This is a genomic window from Caballeronia sp. A2-2 (genome assembly GCF_057612605.2).
In genome coordinates this window covers 988,356-1,008,331 of sequence record NZ_CM172588.1, presented here as the reverse complement: position 1 = coordinate 1,008,331, position 19,976 = coordinate 988,356, and the positions used below count along the sequence as shown (strand labels likewise).

Sequence of the window (19,976 nt, the reverse complement as noted above, 5' to 3'; positions counted from 1 at the left end):
TCCTCGGAGGCGGGCCGCTTGAACTCCACAGAGACCGCGACATTCGATCTCCCTTTGCCTACGCGCAATTTCGCGTTGACGCGGCGCGTGCTTTTATTCGTGCTTGCCGCATCGGTCGTTATTCCTATCGCCTGTCTCGCCATTTATGGTTATTACGACTACGAACGCCGCCACGCCGAAGCTGAGGATCTGACCGAACGTCTGACGCGCGTTGCCAACGAACACGCGCTCAAGGTATTGGACCTGAATCAGCAACTGGAAGCACGCATCGTCGATATGCTTGGCGAAAGTGACGATGCCGCCATAGCGGGCCGCCAGGAAGCGCTGCATCGCACGCTTGACGACATGAGCGGCACGCTTGCGCAAATTGCCGCCATTTCCGTGTTTGGTGCAAATGGCACGCTATTGACGAGCAGCCGTTACTATCCCGCGCCGTCCGTATCAATTGCGGGCCGCGACGATTTTCTTTCCGCCAAGGCGGTCGCACCCGTGACGTATTTCTCCTTGCCATTGCGCGGCAAGGTTTCGCAAGCGGATGTTTTTACCACTACGATGGGCCGCATCAGTCATGGCGGTCAATTTTTCGGGGTCGTGTCGATTGCGCTCAAGCGCGATTACTTCACGGACTTTTATCGCGAGCTTGCCGCAGGCGACAAAGCGATCATCATTGGCCTATACAGGCGAGACGGCGGCATTCTGGTGCGCTATCCGGCAAGCCCCGATGGCATGCAGACCTCGAGCAATACGCCTTTTACCGATGCCTTCCGCAACAACGAGCTTTACGGTCACATGGACTTGGTGTCATCCATCGATCATGTCGAACGGCTCGTGGCTTATCGTCGCGTCGGCGATTATCCGCTTTATGTGGCGACGGGTTATGCCACATCCGTTGTCATGACGCACTGGCGCGAGAATCTCATGCTGGTCGCGGCGATCGCGGCTTTGCCGTGTTTCGCGGTCTGGCTGTTGATTGCTTTCTCCATTCGCCGTCTGGGCGCGGAGCAGGCCGCCTGGGAGCGCTGGCAGGCGGAGGTCGCCACGCGCCTGTCGATCGAGGCGTCGAGCCGGCAATTGCGGCGCATGGGTGCGCTCGGCAATCTGGTCGCCAACGTCGCGCATGACTTCAACAATCTCCTGATGGTCGTCGGCTCGAACATGGAGCTCGCGCGCCGCAAGCAATTCAACGATGTCGAGAACGAGGTGCTTGCCGTCGAGCGCGCGACGGCGGGCGCGGAATCGCTCGCGCGACGGTTGATGAGCGTCACGCGCAAGCATCCGCTCAAGCAGGGCGTGATCGATCCCGCCGCGTGGCTCAAGAGCGTGCTGGAGATCGTGAAGGGCGCGCTGCATCCATCGGTGTCCGTAACAGTTGAAATGTCACCCGATGTATGGCGCGTGATGGCCGATCCGGTGGAACTCGAACTGGCGGTCGTCAACGTCGCCGTGAATGCGCAGGAGGCCATGCCGCATGGCGGGCGCATCGTCATTCGCTGTCAGAACGCGCGCGTGCGGGGCAATGAAACCGATATACCCGATGGCGAATACGTGCTTATCTCCATCACCGATAACGGCGAGGGCATGAACGAGTCCGTGCGCAGACGTGCGTTCGAACCGTTGTTCACCACGAAGGAGCGCGGCGCGGGAACGGGACTCGGACTTGCGCAGGTCATGTCGGCATGCGATCAGGCTGGCGGCACCGCACGCATCACGAGCGTGCCGGGCGCGGGCACCACGGTACGTCTTTATCTGCCTCGTCATCACGGTCAGGTCTGTGCCGACCCGGCGCCGCCGCCGCCTTCGCCGCCCGCGCCTGTCGTCGCCGAGGCAGGCACGGCCCGGCCCGCGCGCGAACGCGTGACCGAGCATGCCGACGACGAACATCCGCTGCGCGGCTTGACTGTATTGCTGGTGGAAGACAATGCGGACGTCGCGGCGGGCATCAACGCCGTGCTCGAAGTATTCGGCTGCACGGTGCATCACGAGATCAGCGCGGATGCAGCGTTCGCGCTGCTGGGAGAAGGCTATAGCTTCGACCTGGTGCTATCCGACGTGCAGATGCCCGGTCGCATGAGTGGAATCGATCTGGCCGAAGAAATCACGCGGCGGCTGCCTTCGCAAAAACTCGTGTTGATGACCGGTTATGCCGATGAACTGGAGCGCGCGACGCATCTGCACGTGCCGATACTGGCCAAGCCCTTCAACATGGACGATCTTCTGGAATTGCTTGCACCGGGCGTGCCGCATTGAATCATCGTTTGGCGACCGCACGCGCACCGAGCAGTGGATTGAAGCCCGCAGGCTTCGTCTCACGTTGCGCGGCTCGCTTGACAGGCGCGCGTTTCTTGCCGCCGCCGAGTTGCGTGAGCAAGGCATCGTCGTCTTCGTCTTCGTCTTCGGCTTCGTCAGATGTTCGATCAGATGCTTCGCCATCCTGAACAGGAGCATTCTTGCCCGCGAGATGTTCGACCACCGAAATAAAATCTTTTTGAGCCGAACGCAAGGCGCGACCCGGCATCATGATGAGCACCACCACTTCCTGCACGGTGCGCTTATCGACGGTGCGCAAGCTGCCGGCCTCGCTCCAGTCGATGCCGCTATCCGCATAAGCGGCAACCACATGATGCAGCACGGCAGGCGAGAGCACCCCTGCATCGTAGAGCCCGACAAGCTGTTTTTCCGCGAGCGCGAAAAGCGAAGGCGGCCGTGCTTGCGCGTTGGGTTTGCGTGCAGCCATTTATTTGGCGGCGGGCGCCACGCGCCAGATCGCGTTGCCTACATCGTCGGCGACGAGCAGCGCGCCGTGATGATCCACGGCCACGCCAACAGGCCGGCCGAGTGCATGGCCATCGGCCGAGAGAAAACCGGTCAAAATATCTTCGGGCGGTCCTGAAGGTTTGCCATCGACAAACGGCACGAACACGACCTTATAACCGCTTCGCGGCTTTCGGTTCCACGAACCATGCTGGCCAATGAACGCACCATTCCAATAGTGTTGCGGAAAAGCGCGGGCATCGTAAAAGGTCAATCCCAGCGATGCCGTGTGTCCGCCCAACGCATAGTCCGGCGCAATGGCGGATTGAACGAGATCGTCGCGCTGCGGCTTGACGCGTTCGTCCACGTGCTGGCCGTAATAGCTATAGGGCCAGCCATAGAATGCACCGTCCTTGACCGATGTCATGTAGTCGGGCACGAGATCGTTTCCCAGTTCATCGCGCTCATTCACCACGGTCCAAAGCTCACCGCTTTGAGGTTGCCATGACATGCCATTGGGATTGCGCAAACCCGTGGCAAACAAGCGTGCTTGTTTCGATGCAATATCCACTTCCATGATGGCGGCGCGCCCATTCTCAGCGTCGATGCCATTTTCCGCCGCATTGCTGTTGGAGCCGATCGTCACATAGAGTTTCGTTCCGTCCGGGCTGGCAATGAGATTCTTGGTCCAGTGATGATTGATCGGCCCGGCCGGCAAATCCATGAACTTTTCGCCGGGCCCGGTGATTTGCGTGTCGCCGCTTCGATACTTGAAGCGCAGGATGGCATCGGTATCGGCGATATAGAGATCGTCGCCTACGAGCGCCATGCCGAATGGCGAATGCAGCTTGTCGATGAAGACCGTGCGCGTTTCCGCGATGCCGTCGCCGTTTGCATCGCGCAACAAAATAATGCGGTCAGGACTGGGCACGGATGCACCTGCACGCTTCTGCACTTTCTTCATCACCATGCCTTTTATGCCGGCGTTTTCATCGTGCTGCGCGGGCGCGTTGCTCTCCGCCACCAGTACGTCGCCGTTTGGCAAGGTCGTGATCCAGCGCGGATGATCGAGTCCGGCGGCGAACGCCGTGACAAAGAAGCCTGCGGGCGATATTGGCTGCTGTCCTTCCGCCCACGGCTTGGCAGGTGCGATGTTGACCGTGGGCAAGAGCGAATGGTGCGGCGCGGGAAGCGACGGATCGGGGCCGAAGCCGGGCGCGTAATCTTGTGCCTTTGTCACTGCGCTAAGCGCCAGGAGCGGCGCCACCAGCAACATTGCGATTTGCTTTGAGTTCAAACGGTGCCCCATGCTAGGCATTGATTTCAAATAATAGCAATTGGCATTCCCTGGTCACTCCTACAAATCGTGTATTTCAGTCAGCATCTTTTTCAAGCCGCATCGATTCAAGGCTTTGGCGCTTTGGTACGACTGATGCTAAGAATAGATCGCGGCTCCAACCGCATGTCGTTTCTTTTGTAGCAAGGCTCGTCTGCCGCCACGGCGGCATGACGGCTCAAACAGGAGGCAGCATGAGCGGAAATCAAAATCAACCGGGCAGTCAACAAACGCCGGACCAGAAGAATCAGAATCAAACCCAAAGGCAGCCCGGGCAGCAGGAGCGGTCACCGGGGCAACCGCAGCAGGATCAGCAGTCAGGTCAACGGCAGCAGAATCAATCTCAGCCGGAGCATAAAGGCGGACAACGTCAGCCCTGATAACGTTTGAGTCTCGTAGCGATGCGCGGGCTTTTCTTATTAGTCCGCGCATCTTGCGCGATGACTCAAGGCTTACGGCCGAACGCTTCCCTAAGCCGCTTCTTGGCCTGTTCCAACGCGCTGCGCCGCGACTTTGGCAAATTCTTTCCAGCCCGGTTGATATAGAAATTCAGCATCGACATGGCCGATTGAAACGGCGAGGCTTTGCGGCGAGTGCTCTGTGTAGAAGAATGCTTGAGAGACTGCGCTATTTCGTCCGCGCTACCCGTCTTGAAGATATCGTTTTCAATATCCATTGCGTCGCTCGTTTCCATGACGTGATGCGACCAACGCTTCGACGTACCCGAAGATTTTTTACGACGACTAGCCAGTGCGTGCTTCTGGCGCGTGCTGCCGCTTTTCCCTTTGTGTGGCTTGCGAGCCTTGCTGGTCCTTGAGCTTGCAGTCATGAGGATTCCTTGTCAGGGCTGACGCTCGACCAACCGATATGCTTCCCGCAAGGCGTCGACGATTGCACGGTAGGCCGAATCGCGCGTTTCGGGGTCGGGCGCACGCAGTACATACGAAGGGTGATAAGTCGCGACAACGGTACGGCCATCGCCGGGCTCTTGTGTCGTCGCCATGATTCATTCACCCGCAATGTGGCGCGCCTGCTCCAGCGTCAATGTTTTGCGCATGGCTTCCGCGAGCCTGCACGTTGCCGTTTGATGTTCACATGCCACCACGCCACGCACTTTGCCATCCTTGAGCAAATAGGCGATAAACGCTTGCTGGTCGAGATCGCCGTCTATTTCCACCTGATCCATTTCGCTCGCGTGACCGAGATATTCGAAGGTCTTGTCGTAATGAAAGGTCCAGAAATACGGAACGCCTTCATAAGCGCGGTCGAAACCCGCCATGTTGAAAGCGGCAATGCGCGCCTGCTGTTGCGCGACTCGCCAATGTTCTATGCGTGGCGATTCGTCCGCGCGCGGCAGCGGAAAGCGCGCGACATCGCCTGCCGCATAGAGATTCGGTGCTGCGCGCATGGCTGAATCTACTGGCACGCCGCCGTCTTTATCCAATGCGACGCCATCAAGGAATGCTGTTGCAGGCTGAACGCCTGTGCCCGCAATGACGATATCGGCCAGAAGGCGCTCGCCCGAATCAAGCACGACTTCGCGTACTGCATTGCCGCCACGAAACGCACTGACCTGCGCATTCATATGAAATGTCACGCCGTTTTGCTCGTGGAGTGTTTTGAACATGCTGCCCAGACGCGCGCCGAACTGCTTTTCAAACGGTACTCTTCCCGGCGCTACAACGGATACGTCCAGCTTGCGCTTTCTCAGGCATGAAGCCACTTCGAGCCCGATGAAACTCGCGCCGACGATCACGGCTCGCGCACCTTCACGCAAAGAGTTCAGGGTGTCGAGAATGGCGCGTGCATCGTCACGCTGACGCAACAAATGAATATGGGCGAGATTCGCACCGGGCATGGTCAGCGGCTTGGGAATGCCGCCCGTGCAGATCAGCGCTTCATCATATTCCACGCTTGCATCGTTAATGAATTCGGCGTGCTTGTTGGTGACATCGAGTTGCATGACATTGGATTCGATGCGTTCGATGTTGTGCTCTTCAAGAAAGCCGGCGTTGAGCAAAGGCGGAACTTCATCGACGGCCATGTCGCCCGCTATCACAAACTTACTGAGTGCAGTGCGATCGTAGGGCATGGGAGCGTCGTGCCCGGCCAATACGATTCGGCCGCTGAATCCCGCTTCTCTCAATGCCGCGCATGCAGCGGCGCCCGCCGCGCCCGCGCCTGCGATCAGCATTGTTTTATCGGATTGAACGGCGGTGGGCGCGGGCGATTCTTCAGGCTGCAAAGATACGAATACATCGCCATTCTCGATGGTCACGGGATAACGCATGAGGCCTTTGAGCGCTGGCGGCTCAACGAGGCTACCGTCCTTGAGCTCGAAAGTGCCCTTATGCCAAGGACAAACGATCCGCCCGTTGCAGATTGCGCCTTCTTCAAGCGGTGCGCCTGCGTGCGGACAATCGGCGGTATAGGCATGGGCCGTGCCGCCGTCACGCACGAGCAGGACAGGAATTTCCTTATCGCCTTCTTTAAGGCAAACGCGCACGCCGCGTTCGATGGACAGATCGTCCAGACGCGCGGCTTTTTGCATATCAGGGGACATCGCGGCTCTCCAATGCCTGGCACATGCTAGGCACAAGCGGAGAGCAATTTATGGGCCGAAACTCAAAGCGCGTCGGTCACCGCTCTAAGGAACTGACGCGTGCGTTCATGTTGCGGCGCAGTGAACAGTTGTTGTGGCGGCGCTTGCTCGATGATCTTTCCCTCCGAGAAAAAGCAGACACGGTCTGCGAATTCCCGTGCGAAACCCATTTGATGCGTCACCATCAGCATGGTCAGATTGTGCTCCTCGCCCAGGCGGCGAATCACGGTCAATACCTCGCCACAGAGTTCAGGATCGAGCGCGGAAGTCACTTCGTCGAACAGCATGATCTTGGGGCGCATGGCGAGTGCGCGCGCAATGGCCACGCGCTGCTGTTGTCCGCCGGACAATTGCGAAGGATAGTGATTGCATTTTTCTGCCAATCCCACCATCGACAAAAGTTCTCGCGCGCGTTCGTTCGCTTCTTTTCTGGAGAGACCCAACACGCTCGTCGGCGCTTCGATCACATTTGCAAGTGCCGTCATATGCGGGAAAAGATTGAAGCTCTGAAACACCATGCCGATCTTGCCGCGCACCCGCCGAACATGGCGCGGCGACGCCGGCACGAGTTTGCCGCCATGTAGTTCGTGCGTCAGCGCTTCGCCATCCACTTCGATGACGCCATCGCTCAACGGGTCCAGCGTCATGAGCACGCGCAGCAGCGTGGACTTGCCAGACCCACTTGGCCCGATGATCGCAACTTTCTCGTTGCGGGCAATATCGAGGTCGAGTCCGTCCAGCACGGTCAGCGCGCCGTACCGCTTGGTGACGTTGCGAAAGCGCACGATGGGCATATCGGCTCGTGCTTCGGCGGTGGCGCCGAGCACGGGATCGAGGTCTCGTTTCATCTGCTGCTCCGTGAGTTGCATGTCTATGCGCCATCCGCCGGGGTGGAATGATTTGCCACGTGATTCGCGCCTTTCACGGCAGCCTCACGCGTCGTTCGAGATGCCGCACGCCCGAAGCGAAGGTCACGCTGATAATGAGGAAGAACACGCCCGTCATCGTGATCGGTTCCAGATACCGGAAGGTCTCCGAACCAATATTTTTTGCCTGCTGCATTAATTCGACGACGGTGATCGCGGAGAGCACGGGCGTGTCCTTGAACATCGCGACCAGATAATTGCCGAGCGCGGGAATCACCGGACGAATCGCTTGCGGCAGAATCACGCCGGTGTAAGTGCGCCATGGCGAAAGCGACAACGCGCTGGACGCTTCCCATTGACCGCGTGCGACGCCGTTCAGTCCCGCGCGGTACACCTCGGACACATAACACGCATAATGCACCGCGATACCGATAGTACCCGCGGTCAGCGCCGACATGGTCAGGCCGTAAAGCGGCGCGACATAAAACAGCACGTAGACCTGTATGAGAAGCGGCGTGCTGCGAATGAATTCGATAAAAAATCCAGTGCTCCTGGCGACAGGGGCGAAGTCGCTGCGTCGTAAAATCGCAAGGACGAGCCCTAAGATCAGCGCGATGGCAAACCCAATCAGTGTGATGCCAATCGTATAGATGGCCGCATGCGCGAGTTCAGGCAGGATTTGCAATGCGTATCTGACATCGAATAACTGGCCTGCGGAACTCATGATGCAGCCCTCGGCAAAGTGCGACGCACGGCGACATGACCGCTTACACGTCGCTCGAAATAACGCATCACGCTCACGATGATCTGTGCGAGAACGAAATAAAACAGCAGGGTCAGCGCGAAAATCTCAGCGGTCTTGAAGGTCGCCTCGTCGAGTTGGCGCGCGCGAAAAGTAAGATCGGACAACGTGATGAGCGAGACGAGCGAAGTGCCCTTGAGCAATTCGATCATCAGGTTGGTCGCCGGCGGCAATGCATTGATCATGGCTTGTGGCAGCACGATGCGTCGCAAACGCGCCCATGCCGGCATGTTCAGGGCGAGGGCGGCTTCGTACTGGCCGCCGGGCACCGAGCGCAGCGCACCACGCAGGATTTCCGAGCCGTAAGCGCCGTAATGCAACCCGAGTCCGACGATGGCAACCGTGAACGGCGTCAATTGCAGATTGAAGGGCGGCAATGGCAATACGAAGAACAGCCAGAACAATTGCACGAGCAGCGAGGTGCCGCGAAAAATCTCCACGTAAGCGTTGCCGAACCAGCGCACGAGAAGGAATGGTGCCGCGCGCAAAGCGGTCGCCAGGCTCGCCATGAGGATCGCCAGCACGATGCTGAATGAGGCAATCTCTATCGTGACAAGCGTGCCCTTGAACATGAGAGGCAAAAGCTCATGCAGATCGCTCATGACAGTCACTCGCTAAGAGATGAATGCTTAAAGAAAATGCCTAGCCGTTACACAATTCCGGCGCTTTCTTGTCCGTTAGATTCGATTTGTCGAAACCAAACGGTCCGACAGTCTTGATATGGTCTTCGGTGCCGAGCCATGCGTGGAGTTCTTTGTTCACGGCATCGCGCAAATCCGTATCTTCGGAACGGAATGCAAGCGCGCCATAGCCCGTGTGCTTGGGATCGTCGTTGAACTTATCAATGGCTTCCACTTGCGGACCACCCTTGCCGGCAAGACCCTTCATGGTGAGCGCGGTGCCCACGGCGGCGTCGGCGCGGCGCGCGCGCACCGCCTGTAATTGCGCGGTCGTGTCCGGTACTTGCAGGATCTGATCGTCCTTGATGCCCGCGGCGCGCGCATAGCCGAGCTCGGCGGTGCCCGCCATGACGGCCAGTTTCGTGTCGGGTTGCTTCGCGACATCCGCATAACTATGCAGGTTCCTGGGATTGTCCTTCATCGTCAGCAGCGTGTCGGGAATCTGATATTGCGGGTCGGCGAAGGCGACTTGCTTGCAGCGCTCGGGCGTGATGTACATGCCTGCGGCGATCACATCGAAGCGGCCCGCCTTGAGGCCGGGAATGAGTGCGCCCCATTCTGTCAGCACTGCATCGACCTTCTTCACACCTAACTTTGCAAAGACTTTCTTGGCGATCTCCGGCGATTCGCCGGTCACGGTGCCGTCGGGCGTCGTATAGGCGAAAGGTGTCTCGTTGGCATAGCCAATGCGCACTTCGCCTGTGCGCTGAATGCGTTGCAGCGTGGTTTCCGCCCTTGCGTTCGTGCCGATTGCGCAGAATGCCACCGCTGCCGCGAGGCATGCCGTCATGAGCGTTCCAAAAGCCCGTTTTGTCTTCATACGTTTCTCGCTTCGTAGGTGATCGGTGCGTTTATCGAATAGCAGCACGGCCGGGAATGCGACAAATGCCTGACCACAGGGCATTCATTCGGCGCTCCTGCTTCCACGAGCGCAGAATACAGAGCCATAATTTTTGTTCCGATTGCTCTAGGACAATTATTTTCATGCACCGAATTGGGCGACCATCGGGCAGAACGCGATAAAAGGGGAAGTCATTGAACGAAAGATGGCGCGACGCGGTGCGCACGGTTCAGGGCATACGGTCGAAATACAAACGGCTCGTCAAGGTCATGGCCGCCGATATAGAAAGCGGCGCGCTGGCGTCGGGTGCGCGCCTGCCGCCTCAGCGCGATGTCGCCACCGAACTCGAAATCAGCGTGCAAACGGTGACTAATGCTTACAAGGAACTTGAACGCCAAGGCCTGATTCGTTGCGAAGTAGGGCGCGGCAGCTTCGTCGCGGCGCGCGTGACGGAAACCATGTCCAGTTACATGCTCGACACGGCAGAGCGCTCGGTGATCGATTTCTCGATTGCGCGAATCGTGCATACGCCGGAGCACGACGTGATGTGGCGGCGCATCTGCGCCACGCTCTCGACCATCGAGGATCAGCCATGGATTCGCGCCTTCAGGCCCATTGCCGGTTTCGATAGTCACCGTCAGGCGGGTGTCGACTGGCTCGCCACGCTCAACATGCCCGCAAGCGTGGACACGCTGCTCGTCACGAATGGCGTCGCGCACAGCATCTTCCTGGCGCTGGCCTCCATCGTCGGTCCGGGCGATACCGTGCTGTGCGAAAGCCTCACGGATCATGGCGTGATCGGTTCCGCGAACGTGCTCGGCTTCACGCTCAAAGGTCTGGAGATCGACGAATACGGCATACGTCCCGAACATTTCGAGGAGATGTGCGATAGCGAGCGTGTCAGCGCACTGGTATGCACGCCGACGCTCAACAATCCGACGGTCGCGCTGATGCCGGATTCACGGCGTCGCGCCATTGCACGCATTGCCGAGCGCTATGGCGTCTATGTGATCGAGGACGATGTCTACGGTGCGCTCCCCGCCCGCGCGCAGACGCCCATATCGAGTCTGATTCCCGAACTCGCGTTCTATTGCACCAGCATGACCAAATCGGTGCTGAGCGGCCTTCGCACGGGCTTCATGACAGTGCCGCGCCGGCTTGCCTTGCGCGCGGAAAGCGTGCTGCGTGTGAGTTGCTGGATGGCCACATCGCCAATCGCGGAAGTGACCGCGCGCTGGATCATGGATGGCACCGCGCAACGTCTCGTGCAGATTCAACGTGAACGGCTGGCAATGCGTCAGAGTGTGGTGCGCGAACTGCTCGGCGAATATGTGCTGGGCAGCCATCCGAACGCATTGTCGGCATGGCTGCGCGTTCCGGACGAATGGGAAGCGGAGCGCATCACGCGCGAATTGCGCAATCGCAATATCGCTGTCACGTCGCCCGATCCCTTTCTCGTGCGTGGCGCGATAAGACCCAATGCCGTGCGCTTGTGCGTGGGCGCCGAAGTGGGTGAGGGCACGTTCCGCGCGGCCATTGCGACCATGCGCGAAGTATTCGGCCAGTATCCGCACGTGCATGACTTCAATTGAATCCAAGGCCGCGAGCAAATGAACTAGGACAATTCAATATCGATTTTTAGAACATTAGACTAAGGCGCATCGTCACTCGACACTGCCGGCGCTTATGTCTGTCCTCATGCCCGTCATCACGCTCGCCGATGTTTATCGCGCACGCCAGCGCATCGCAGGGCGCGCGCTCGTCACGCCGCTCGTGCAATCGATGGCCTTGACGAAAGCGGCAGGCGTACCGGTCCATCTCAAGCTCGAAACGCTTCAACCCACAGGCAGTTTCAAGTTGCGCGGCGCGGTCAACGCACTCGCGCTGCTCGCTGAAAAAGGCTGCACGCGTGTGGCGACCGCATCGACGGGCAATCATGGACGCGCCGTGGCGCATGCGGCGAGCGCGCTCAACGTCGAAGCTGCGGTGTGCATGTCCTCGCTCGTGCCGCGAAACAAGGTCGATGCCGTGGCGGCACTCGGTGCGCGCATCGTCATTAAAGGAAAGAGTCAGGACGACGCGCAGATCGAAGCGCAAAGACTGGTCCGCGAAGAAGGCTACGTCTATGTCCCGCCGTTCGACGATGCGCGCGTGATCGCGGGACAGGCCACCATTGGCCTTGAAATCATGGAGGCCTTGCCCGATGCCGCGACGCTCGTCGTGCCCTTGTCGGGCGGCGGTCTCTTTAGCGGAATTGCCTTCGCGGCTAAGAGCATCGAGCCGGGCATGAAGATGATCGGCGTTTCCATGGCGCGCGGCGCGGCCATGCATGCGAGCCTTGCAGAAGGCAAACCGGTATTGACCGATGAAATCGAAACGCTTGCCGATTCTCTGGGCGGCGGCATTGGATTGAATAATCAGTACACCTTCCACATGACGCGCGATCTGATCGATGACCTCGTGTTGCTCGATGAGGCATCCATTGCGCGCGGCATTGTCCACGCGTATCGAGAGGAGCGGCTCGTGGTGGAAGGCGCCGCGGCGGTCGGCATGGCGGCTTTACTCGATGGCGCCATTCGTTCCGCGGGCCCGGTCGTGATCGTGGTCAGCGGTTGCAATATCGATATCGATGCGCATCGCCGCATTGTCGGAGCCTGAACTCATGTCATCGACCGTGTTGTTGGGACTCAGGGAATTGCGTGAGCTCGTGCCGCTCGATAGCGATGCCATCGCGCAAGTGGAAGCCGCGTTCCGTTCGCTGGCCACGGAAGCGGTTGCCATGCCGCCGATCCTGCGTCTGGACATTCCTGAGCATGCAGGCGAAGTCGACGTGAAAACCGCTTATTTGCCGGGGTTTTCCAGTTTTGCGATCAAAATAAGCCCGGGCTTCTTCAACAATCCGTCGCACGGACTTCCCAGCCTGAATGGCTTGATGCTCGTGCTTTGCGCGCGTACCGGGCTGACCGAAGCGGTATTGCTGGACAACGGTTATCTCACGGCGGTGCGCACGGCGGCGGCGGGCGCGGTCGCCGCGCGCTGGCTTGCCCGTGAGGATGCCAAACGGGTGGCGTTGATCGGCGCGGGAGAGCAGGCGCGTCTGCAACTCAAGGCATTGCGCCGCGTGCGCCATATCGAGCACGTGACCCTATGGGCGCGCGACAGCGACCGTGCCAGACGATTTGCTCAAGAATGCGAAGCAACCGAAGACCTTCCATGCAACGTGGCGAGCAACGTGCGCGATGCCATTAAGGGAGCCGATATCGCCATCACCACGACGCCGAGTCGTGAGCCCTTGATTCATGCATCCGATCTGCATCCGGGTCTGCATATCACTGCGATGGGTTCGGACGCCGAGCACAAGAACGAGATCGCGCCCGACGTATTCGAGGTGGCGCGCTATGTCTGCGACCGCATGCAGCAGACGCGCACGCTCGGCGAATTGCATCATGCTATAGCGGCTGGCGTGGTGAAGGCCGATGCATCGTTTGCCGAACTCGGACAAGTCATCGCGCGACAAAGGCCGGGCCGCACGAGCGATGACGACATCACGCTATGCGATCTGACCGGCACTGGCGCGCAGGATACCGCCATCGCGACACTGGCTCTGACGCGCGCGAGACAGGCGCATGCAGGATTTGTATTTCACAACGACGCGACCGCATGAAAGAGGAGACGATGTTGGAAATGAAGCAACAAGGTGAAGGCAATCCGATCGTGCCGCGTCTGTCGTTCGAGCGGGGCGAATACGATGCGCGCATTGCAAAGACACGGCGCGCGATGGCGAAAGCGGGCATCGATCTTTTGATCGTGACCGATCCGACCAACATGAACTGGCTGACGGGCTACGATGGCTGGTCCTTCTACGTGCATCAATGCGTGCTGCTCGCGATGGACGGCGAGCCGGTCTGGTTCGGTCGCGGTCAGGATGCCAACGGCGCGAAACGCACGGCGTTCATGGCGCACGACAACATAGTTGGGTATCCAGATCATTATGTGCAGTCTCAGGTGCGTCATCCGATGGACTTTCTATCGGTCGAGGTTATCGCGGCGCGTGGCTGGGACCGCATGCGCATCGGCGTGGAGATGGACAATTACTACTTCAGCGCGAAAGCCTACGCGTCGCTCGCCGAGCATCTGCCGCACGTGAAATTCGTCGATGCCACCGCGCTCGTCAACTGGCAGCGTGCGATCAAATCGCCGCGCGAGATCGAATACATGCGGGTGGCTGCACGCATCGTCGAGAAAATGCATGCGCGAATTTTGGAGCATGTCGAGCCCGGCATGCGGAAATGCGATCTCGTCGCGCATATCTATGAAGCGGGCGTGACCGGGATCGAAGGACATGGCGGCGACTATCCGGCCATCGTGCCGCTCTTGCCAACCGGTTCCGATGCCGCCGCGCCGCATCTTACGTGGGACGATGCGACTTTCACCGCGAACGCGGGCACGTTCTTCGAGATCGCGGGATGCTTCAGGCGCTATCACTGCCCGCAATCGCGCACGGTCTATCTCGGCAAGCCGCCACGACATTTCATCGATGCGGAAAAGGCCGTCATCGAAGGAATCGAAGCAGGGCTTGCGGCAGCAAAGCCGGGCAACAAGACCGAAGATATCGCCAACGCTTTCTTCGGGGTACTGCGCAAATCGGGCATCGAGAAGGACAGCCGTTGCGGCTATCCGATCGGCGCGAGTTATCCGCCGGATTGGGGCGAACGCACCATGAGTCTGCGTCCGGGAGACAAGACAGTCCTCGAACCCGGCATGACGTTTCATTTCATGCCGGGCCTGTGGCTCGACGACTGGGGCCTTGAAATCACGGAAAGCATCCTTATCACCGAGACGGGCGTCGAAACGTTCTGCACCACGCCCCGCAAACTGTTCGTGAAGGAGTAGCACGATGCGCGCGTCACCGATCAGCCCCACCGTGGACTTCGACGCCGATGGCGAGCAACACGGTTTCCTCAAACTGCCGCATTCGCGCAACGAATCGGCATGGGGCGCGGTGATGATTCCGATCACCGTCATCAAGCGCGGCGACGGACCCACGGCCTTGCTCACGGGCGGCAATCACGGCGATGAATATGAAGGGCCGATCGCTTTATCGAAGCTCGCCTCGACGCTCAAAAGCGGTGCCGTGAACGGGCGCGTGATCGTCGTGCCATTCATGAATTACCCGGCCTTCAAGGCGGCTTCGCGCACATCGCCAATCGATTCCGGTAACCTCAACCGCAGCTTTCCCGGCAAGTCGGATGGCACCGTCACGGAAAAGATCGCGGATTACTTCCAGCGTCATCTCCTGCCGCTGTCCGATTATGTGCTCGACATTCATGCGGGCGGACGCACGCTGGACTTTCTTCCCTTCGCCGCGATTCATGTCTTGAACGACGCCACCCAACAGGCCCGTTGCGAAGCGGCCATGCGCGCATTCGGGGCGCCGTATTCCATGCGCATGCTGGAACTCGATAGCGTCGGGCTTTATGACAGCGCGGCAGAAGAAGCAGGCAAGGTATTCGTATCGACCGAGCTCGGTGGAGGAGGATCTTCGACTGCAAGGAGCGTCGCCATAGCGGAACGCGGCGTGAGTGGCTTTCTCGCGCATGCAGGCATCATCGAAAAGCCGTCTTCGGATGCTTCGAATGTTTCAAATGGCAAGACGCAAACCACCACGCTGCTCGACATGCCCGGCAGCGATTGCTATACGACGAGCGAGCATGAGGGCCTGCTCGAAATGTGCCGCGATCTCGGCGATAGTGTGCAGGCAGGCGATGTGATCGCGCGCGTTCACGATGTCGTGCGCACGGGCGCGGCGCCCGTGGAATATCGCGCGAGACGCGCGGGGCTTTTGGCGGCACGGCATTTTTCAGGGCTCGTGCAGCCGGGCGATACGGTGGCGGTCATCGCCGAGGTCGTCGAGCGCGATATACCGGTGGTGATCTGATTGGCCAAGATCGATCGCTACGATCTCGCTATTCTGCGCATACTCGCGCGGGACGGCCGCATTACGAAATCGCGCCTGGCTGAAGAAGTGAATTTATCGATCTCGCCCGCGTGGGAGCGCGTGAGGAAGCTCGAAGAACTCGGGCTGGTGAAAGGCTATCGCGCGGAGATCGATTGGACTGCGGCGTTCAAGGGCAGTCGTATCGTGGTTGAGGTGAGTTTGTCGCGTCATACCGCGCAGGACATGCGGCGCTTCGAGGACCGCGTGGCCGCCGCACCTGAAATCACGCAGTGCTATGCGACGGGAGGTGGCGTGGATTACGTGCTGCACGTCCTTTCGCGCGACATCGATCACTATCAGCGCTTCATCGATTCCTTGCTGGTGGAGGAACTCGGCATCGAACGATACTTCACCTATATCGTGACCAAGGTCGTCAAGAATATCGACGAGCCGCCGAACTGGGCGGAAGAAGGCCTTTAGGCGCGACATTTTCGTTAGCCAAAAAAACCCCGGCATTAACGCGCTAAAACAGAAAAATCACTCAGCGCGGCAAGCCACAACAAAAAATTCAGAGCATGCAGGTGGCTTAGAGTAATTGCATCGAACAAATCGCTTTATATCGGGAGATGCAAACATGCTGCTTGGTCATCCTGTTCTTTTCAAGTCGCTTTGCTATGTGAATGGACGCTGGATTCATAGCCATAGCGCAGCGTCGGTCGCGGTGACCAATCCGGCCGATCAGGAAGTCATCGGGCACGTGCCCATGCTCGAGCGCGCGCAAATCGTGAGCGCGGTCGATGCCGCCGATCGCGCGTTCCAGTCGTGGCGCTGGGTGCCTCAGCACACACGCAGCGCAGTGCTGCTGCGTTGGCACGAACTCATCATGCGACATCAGGCGGATTTAGCGGGCATTGTGTCTCTCGAACAAGGTAAGCCGCTTAGCGAGTCGAAAGGGGAAATTGCTTATGCAGCGAGTTTCGTCGAATGGTTTGCGAACGAAGCCAGACGCTTCGCAGGTCGAACCATTCCGACGCATATCGAAGGCGCTCATCTCGGCACGGTCATGGAACCGGTGGGCGTCGCGGCGCTTATCACGCCATGGAATTTTCCGGTAGCGATGATTACACGCAAGGCGGCCGCCGCCATTGCGGCAGGCTGCACCGTCGTGGTCAAGCCCGCGCATGAAACGCCGTTCTCGGCCATCGCGCTGGCCCAGCTAGCGGAAGAAGCAGGCTTTCCAGACGGCGTATTCAACGTCGTGCTTTGCGAACCGCACATGGCGATGGAAACCTTGGTGAGCGAACCGCGCGTGCGTGCAGTGAGCTTTACCGGCTCGACACGCGTAGGCAAGCTCGTTGCAAAGACCGCGGCAGATGCGGGTATCAAGAAGCTCGCGCTTGAACTGGGCGGCAATGCACCGTTCATCGTCACCGAGGATGCGGATCTCGAACTGGCGGTTCGCGTGGCCGTGGGCGCGAAGTTTCAGACCTCGGGACAGGATTGCTGTGCAGCCAATCGCATTCTGGTTGCGCGTGCGCTCTACGAGCCATTCCTCGAACGCTTTGGCGCTGCCGTCAAGGCGTTGAAAGTCGGTGCGGCTTTCGAAGCGAATGTCGATATCGGTCCGCTCATGCATCAGGCCGCATTCGACGCCACGCTGGCCCGCGTGGCGGATGCAAAGGCAAAAGGCGCACGTATCGTTCAAGGTGGCCGAGCGCACGCGTTGGGCGGCTGGTTTTTCGAACCGACCGTGATCGCGGATACGCAGTCCGGCATGCGCATTTACGACGAGGAGAACTTCGCACCGATTGCCGCCATCTCGCCATTCGACACGCTGGATGAAGCGGTCGAGCGCGCGAACGATACGGAATACGGGCTTGCCGCTTATGTCTGCGCCACGCGCATCGACACGATCTTCCAACTCGTGCGGCGGCTGGACTTTGCAATGGTTTCGGTGAATGGCGTCAAGTTCACGGGCGCGCCGGTTCCCTTCGGGGGCATGAAAGCGTCGGGCCTCGGACGCGAAGGCGGCGTCGAAGGCTTCGAACCTTTTGTCGAAACGAAATACTTTTGCCTCGGCAATCTGGGCCTGCCGCTTTCGAGCGCGGCCTGAGACCAATCATCCTTAAAGAAACGCATCAAGGAGAAGGACATGAATCGATCGAATCAATCTCAATTGCTCGAACACTTGTTCGTTGAAGACCGCGCGCATTTCATGCATCCGTCCACGCATGCACACGATCATGCCAGCGGCGCGTTGCCCGGCAAGATCGTCACGGGCGCGAAGGGCATCCGCATTCAGGATCATCAGGGGAAAAGCTATATAGATGCCTTCGCCGGGCTGTATTGCGTGAACATTGGCTATGGACGCACGGAAGTGGCCGAGGCCATCTATGAGCAAGCGAAGAAGCTCGCCTACTATCACACCTATGTCGGGCATTCGACGGATGCGGTCATCGAATTGTCGTCGCGCATTATCGATTGGTCGCCCACGGGCATGAAGAAGGTGTACTACGGCATGTCCGGGTCCGATGCCAACGAAACGCAGATCAAGATCGTCTGGTACTACAACAATATATTAGGGCGTCCGAACAAAAAGAAGATCATTTCGCGCAAACGCGGATATCACGGATCGGGCATCGTCACCGGCAGTCTGACCGGCTTGCCGAGCTTTCATCAGAATTTCGATTTGCCGGTCGATCGTATCAAGCACACGGTTTGCCCGCATTGGTATCGCAAGGCGCCGGCCGGGATGGACGAAGCGCGATTCACCGCGTACTGCGTGGATGAGCTCGAGAAGCTGATTGCAAGGGAAGGTGCGGATACCATCGCGGCTTTCATCGCTGAACCGGTGATGGGCACGGGCGGCATCATTGCGCCGCCACAGGGCTACTGGGCAGCAATCCAGCAAGTATTGAGGAAGCACGACATCCTCCTGATTACAGATGAAGTCGTGTGCGGATTCGGCCGGCTCGGCTCAAGGATGGGCGCGCAGCACTACGGCATCGAACCGGATCTCATTACCGTCGCCAAGGGTTTGACGAGCGCTTATGCGCCGCTCTCGGGCGTGATCGTCGGCGAGAAGGTGTGGGATGTGATCGAAAAGGGCTCGCAGGAATTCGGGCCGATGGGACATGGCTGGACTTACTCGGGGCATCCGATCTGCGCAGCGGCGGCGCTGGCCAATCTCGACATTCTCGAACGAGAAAACCTCGCGCAGAATGCGGCGGATGTGGGCGCATACCTTCAGCAAGCACTGCATGCCGCATTCGATACGCATCCTTTAGTGGGCGAGGTGCGCGGTGTGGGCATGCTCGCAGCGCTTGAATTCATGGCCGAGAAGGAACAGCGCACGCCCTTCGATGCCGCGCTGAAAATAGGCCCTAAAGTATCGGCGGCGGCTTTGGAGCGGGGCGTGATCGCGCGCGCCATGCCGCACGGAGACATACTTGGTTTCGCGCCGCCGCTGGTCACGACACGAGCAGAAGTGGATGAGATCGTCGGCATTGTCAGGCAAGCCGTGGACGAAGTCGCGAATGGCGTGATCGGAGCCGCCGCAGCGAGTTGAGAAAGAAGTGGAATGCGGGTTGCTCATAAGTCTCCACACGTTTTACATGGGAGACGGACAATGACAGACGAACTCAAGAGTACTGATAAGCCGCTGGGCGACGCTGGCAGCGGCGCAAGCGGCGGCGGTTCACAAGGCAACATGCCAGGCCCTGGCGCGCCCACCGGCGGCGATCCGAAGCAAGGGGTGCGTCAGCCTAATGCGGCGGAAATAGAGCCGGAAAACAGACGGCTGGATCAACAGCCGCATCAGACGGCGGAAGTGCCGTATGGTTCGGGCGACCGCCCCGAGCCATCGGGCAAGGGCGGAATGGAGTCACAGGACGCACCCGAGCAAGTGGCGGACAAGGAACATACGTCATCCATTCGCAAGGATTAAGGCCGATCCATTCTTGGCGTGAAAAACAAAGCGGCCACTCGATGAGTGGCCGCTTTGACATGCTGGATTAGCGCGTGGCGATATACATCGTGATTTCAAAGCCAAAGCGCATGTCGGTAAAGCTAGGGGTTTCCCACTTCATAGAGCCTCCTTGTGCAAAACCTGGCCAGACGGATGTCGGACCGTTGCGCGAATCTCTTGCAAAAGCGCCGTG

20 protein-coding genes and 1 pseudogene are annotated in these 19,976 nt (G+C 59.2%); 11 read left to right on the top strand and 10 right to left on the bottom strand.

The window, feature by feature from the left end; translation table 11 throughout:
* Nucleotides 1-18: 18 nt before the first annotated feature.
* The gene (locus ACZCWR_RS21005; protein WP_487303554.1) at nt 19-2,247 is read left to right on the top strand and encodes a hybrid sensor histidine kinase/response regulator; all 2,229 of its coding nucleotides are present in this window, start codon (nt 19-21) and stop codon (nt 2,245-2,247) included.
* 1 nt (nt 2,248) lies between these two features.
* Here ACZCWR_RS21005 and ACZCWR_RS21000 read toward each other — a convergent pair whose 3' ends face one another.
* Complete coding sequence (locus ACZCWR_RS21000) at nt 2,249-2,734, bottom strand: hypothetical protein (RefSeq protein WP_487303553.1); 486 nt, start codon at nt 2,732-2,734, stop codon at nt 2,249-2,251.
* The gene (locus tag ACZCWR_RS20995) at nt 2,735-4,027 is read right to left on the bottom strand and encodes a PQQ-dependent sugar dehydrogenase (protein ID WP_487303552.1); all 1,293 of its coding nucleotides are present in this window, start codon (nt 4,025-4,027) and stop codon (nt 2,735-2,737) included.
* Nucleotides 4,028-4,281: 254 nt separating this feature from the next.
* On the opposite strand from ACZCWR_RS20995, the gene ACZCWR_RS20990 reads away from it, so the two are divergent.
* Nucleotides 4,282-4,467: a hypothetical protein gene (locus ACZCWR_RS20990; RefSeq protein ID WP_487303551.1), complete on the top strand. Its 186-nt coding sequence runs from the start codon at nt 4,282-4,284 to the stop codon at nt 4,465-4,467.
* Nucleotides 4,468-4,532: 65 nt separating this feature from the next.
* Here the strand turns inward: ACZCWR_RS20990 and ACZCWR_RS20985 are convergent, their stop codons facing one another.
* The 7 genes and pseudogenes from ACZCWR_RS20985 to ehuB all read right to left on the bottom strand — a co-directional run bounded on the left by ACZCWR_RS20985 (nt 4,533) and on the right by ehuB (nt 9,827).
* Complete coding sequence (locus ACZCWR_RS20985; protein WP_487303550.1) at nt 4,533-4,916, bottom strand: DUF3175 domain-containing protein; 384 nt, start codon at nt 4,914-4,916, stop codon at nt 4,533-4,535.
* Between the two features lie 12 nt (nt 4,917-4,928).
* A pseudogene (locus tag ACZCWR_RS20980) lies at nt 4,929-5,066 on the bottom strand (uracil-DNA glycosylase); the annotation flags it as partial.
* Nucleotides 5,067-5,093: 27 nt separating this feature from the next.
* Nucleotides 5,094-6,650, bottom strand: coding sequence for an FAD-dependent oxidoreductase (locus ACZCWR_RS20975; RefSeq protein WP_487303549.1), 1,557 nt, complete (start codon nt 6,648-6,650; stop codon nt 5,094-5,096).
* 62 nt (nt 6,651-6,712) lie between these two features.
* Nucleotides 6,713-7,537, bottom strand: a complete 825-nt coding sequence (gene ehuA, locus ACZCWR_RS20970; RefSeq protein ID WP_487303548.1) for an ectoine/hydroxyectoine ABC transporter ATP-binding protein EhuA — start codon at nt 7,535-7,537, stop codon at nt 6,713-6,715.
* 73 nt (nt 7,538-7,610) lie between these two features.
* On the bottom strand, nt 7,611-8,279 hold the full coding sequence (ehuD, locus tag ACZCWR_RS20965) for an ectoine/hydroxyectoine ABC transporter permease subunit EhuD (protein ID WP_487303547.1): 669 nt from the start codon (nt 8,277-8,279) through the stop codon (nt 7,611-7,613).
* Nucleotides 8,276-8,959, bottom strand: a complete 684-nt coding sequence (ehuC, locus tag ACZCWR_RS20960) for an ectoine/hydroxyectoine ABC transporter permease subunit EhuC (protein ID WP_487303546.1) — start codon at nt 8,957-8,959, stop codon at nt 8,276-8,278. The genes ehuD and ehuC overlap by 4 nt, the downstream gene beginning before the upstream one ends.
* A gap of 40 nt (nt 8,960-8,999) precedes the next feature.
* Nucleotides 9,000-9,827, bottom strand: a complete 828-nt coding sequence (ehuB, locus tag ACZCWR_RS20955) for an ectoine/hydroxyectoine ABC transporter substrate-binding protein EhuB (RefSeq protein WP_487303545.1) — start codon at nt 9,825-9,827, stop codon at nt 9,000-9,002.
* 245 nt (nt 9,828-10,072) lie between these two features.
* Between ehuB and ehuR the strand changes: the two genes are divergently transcribed.
* The 9 genes from ehuR to ACZCWR_RS20910 all read left to right on the top strand — a co-directional run bounded on the left by ehuR (nt 10,073) and on the right by ACZCWR_RS20910 (nt 19,762).
* Nucleotides 10,073-11,470: a MocR-like ectoine utilization transcription factor EhuR gene (gene ehuR, locus ACZCWR_RS20950; RefSeq protein WP_487303544.1), complete on the top strand. Its 1,398-nt coding sequence runs from the start codon at nt 10,073-10,075 to the stop codon at nt 11,468-11,470.
* A gap of 106 nt (nt 11,471-11,576) precedes the next feature.
* A complete protein-coding gene (gene eutB, locus ACZCWR_RS20945) occupies nt 11,577-12,536 on the top strand; it encodes a hydroxyectoine utilization dehydratase EutB (protein ID WP_487304761.1) in 960 nt (319 codons plus the stop codon).
* A 4-nt stretch (nt 12,537-12,540) separates the two neighbouring features.
* On the top strand, nt 12,541-13,542 hold the full coding sequence (locus tag ACZCWR_RS20940) for a cyclodeaminase (protein ID WP_487303543.1): 1,002 nt from the start codon (nt 12,541-12,543) through the stop codon (nt 13,540-13,542).
* Nucleotides 13,539-14,771: an ectoine hydrolase DoeA gene (gene doeA, locus ACZCWR_RS20935; protein ID WP_487303542.1), complete on the top strand. Its 1,233-nt coding sequence runs from the start codon at nt 13,539-13,541 to the stop codon at nt 14,769-14,771. The genes ACZCWR_RS20940 and doeA overlap by 4 nt, the downstream gene beginning before the upstream one ends.
* A 4-nt stretch (nt 14,772-14,775) precedes the next feature.
* Nucleotides 14,776-15,816, top strand: coding sequence for a N(2)-acetyl-L-2,4-diaminobutanoate deacetylase DoeB (gene doeB / locus ACZCWR_RS20930; RefSeq protein WP_487303541.1), 1,041 nt, complete (start codon nt 14,776-14,778; stop codon nt 15,814-15,816).
* Nucleotides 15,817-16,296 carry an Lrp/AsnC family transcriptional regulator gene (locus ACZCWR_RS20925; protein WP_487303540.1) on the top strand — a complete coding sequence of 160 codons (480 nt, stop codon included), beginning with the start codon at nt 15,817-15,819 and terminating at the stop codon, nt 16,294-16,296.
* A 154-nt stretch (nt 16,297-16,450) separates the two neighbouring features.
* Nucleotides 16,451-17,929 carry an NAD-dependent succinate-semialdehyde dehydrogenase gene (locus ACZCWR_RS20920; protein WP_487303539.1) on the top strand — a complete coding sequence of 493 codons (1,479 nt, stop codon included), beginning with the start codon at nt 16,451-16,453 and terminating at the stop codon, nt 17,927-17,929.
* Nucleotides 17,930-17,968: 39 nt separating this feature from the next.
* The gene (locus tag ACZCWR_RS20915; protein ID WP_487303538.1) at nt 17,969-19,384 is read left to right on the top strand and encodes an aminotransferase; all 1,416 of its coding nucleotides are present in this window, start codon (nt 17,969-17,971) and stop codon (nt 19,382-19,384) included.
* Between the two features lie 60 nt (nt 19,385-19,444).
* A complete protein-coding gene (locus tag ACZCWR_RS20910) occupies nt 19,445-19,762 on the top strand; it encodes a hypothetical protein (RefSeq protein WP_487303537.1) in 318 nt (105 codons plus the stop codon).
* 67 nt (nt 19,763-19,829) lie between these two features.
* On the opposite strand, the gene pqqA is transcribed toward ACZCWR_RS20910, so the two are convergent.
* On the bottom strand, nt 19,830-19,904 hold the full coding sequence (gene pqqA, locus ACZCWR_RS20905; RefSeq protein ID WP_008353049.1) for a pyrroloquinoline quinone precursor peptide PqqA: 75 nt from the start codon (nt 19,902-19,904) through the stop codon (nt 19,830-19,832).
* Nucleotides 19,905-19,976 lie beyond the last annotated feature (72 nt).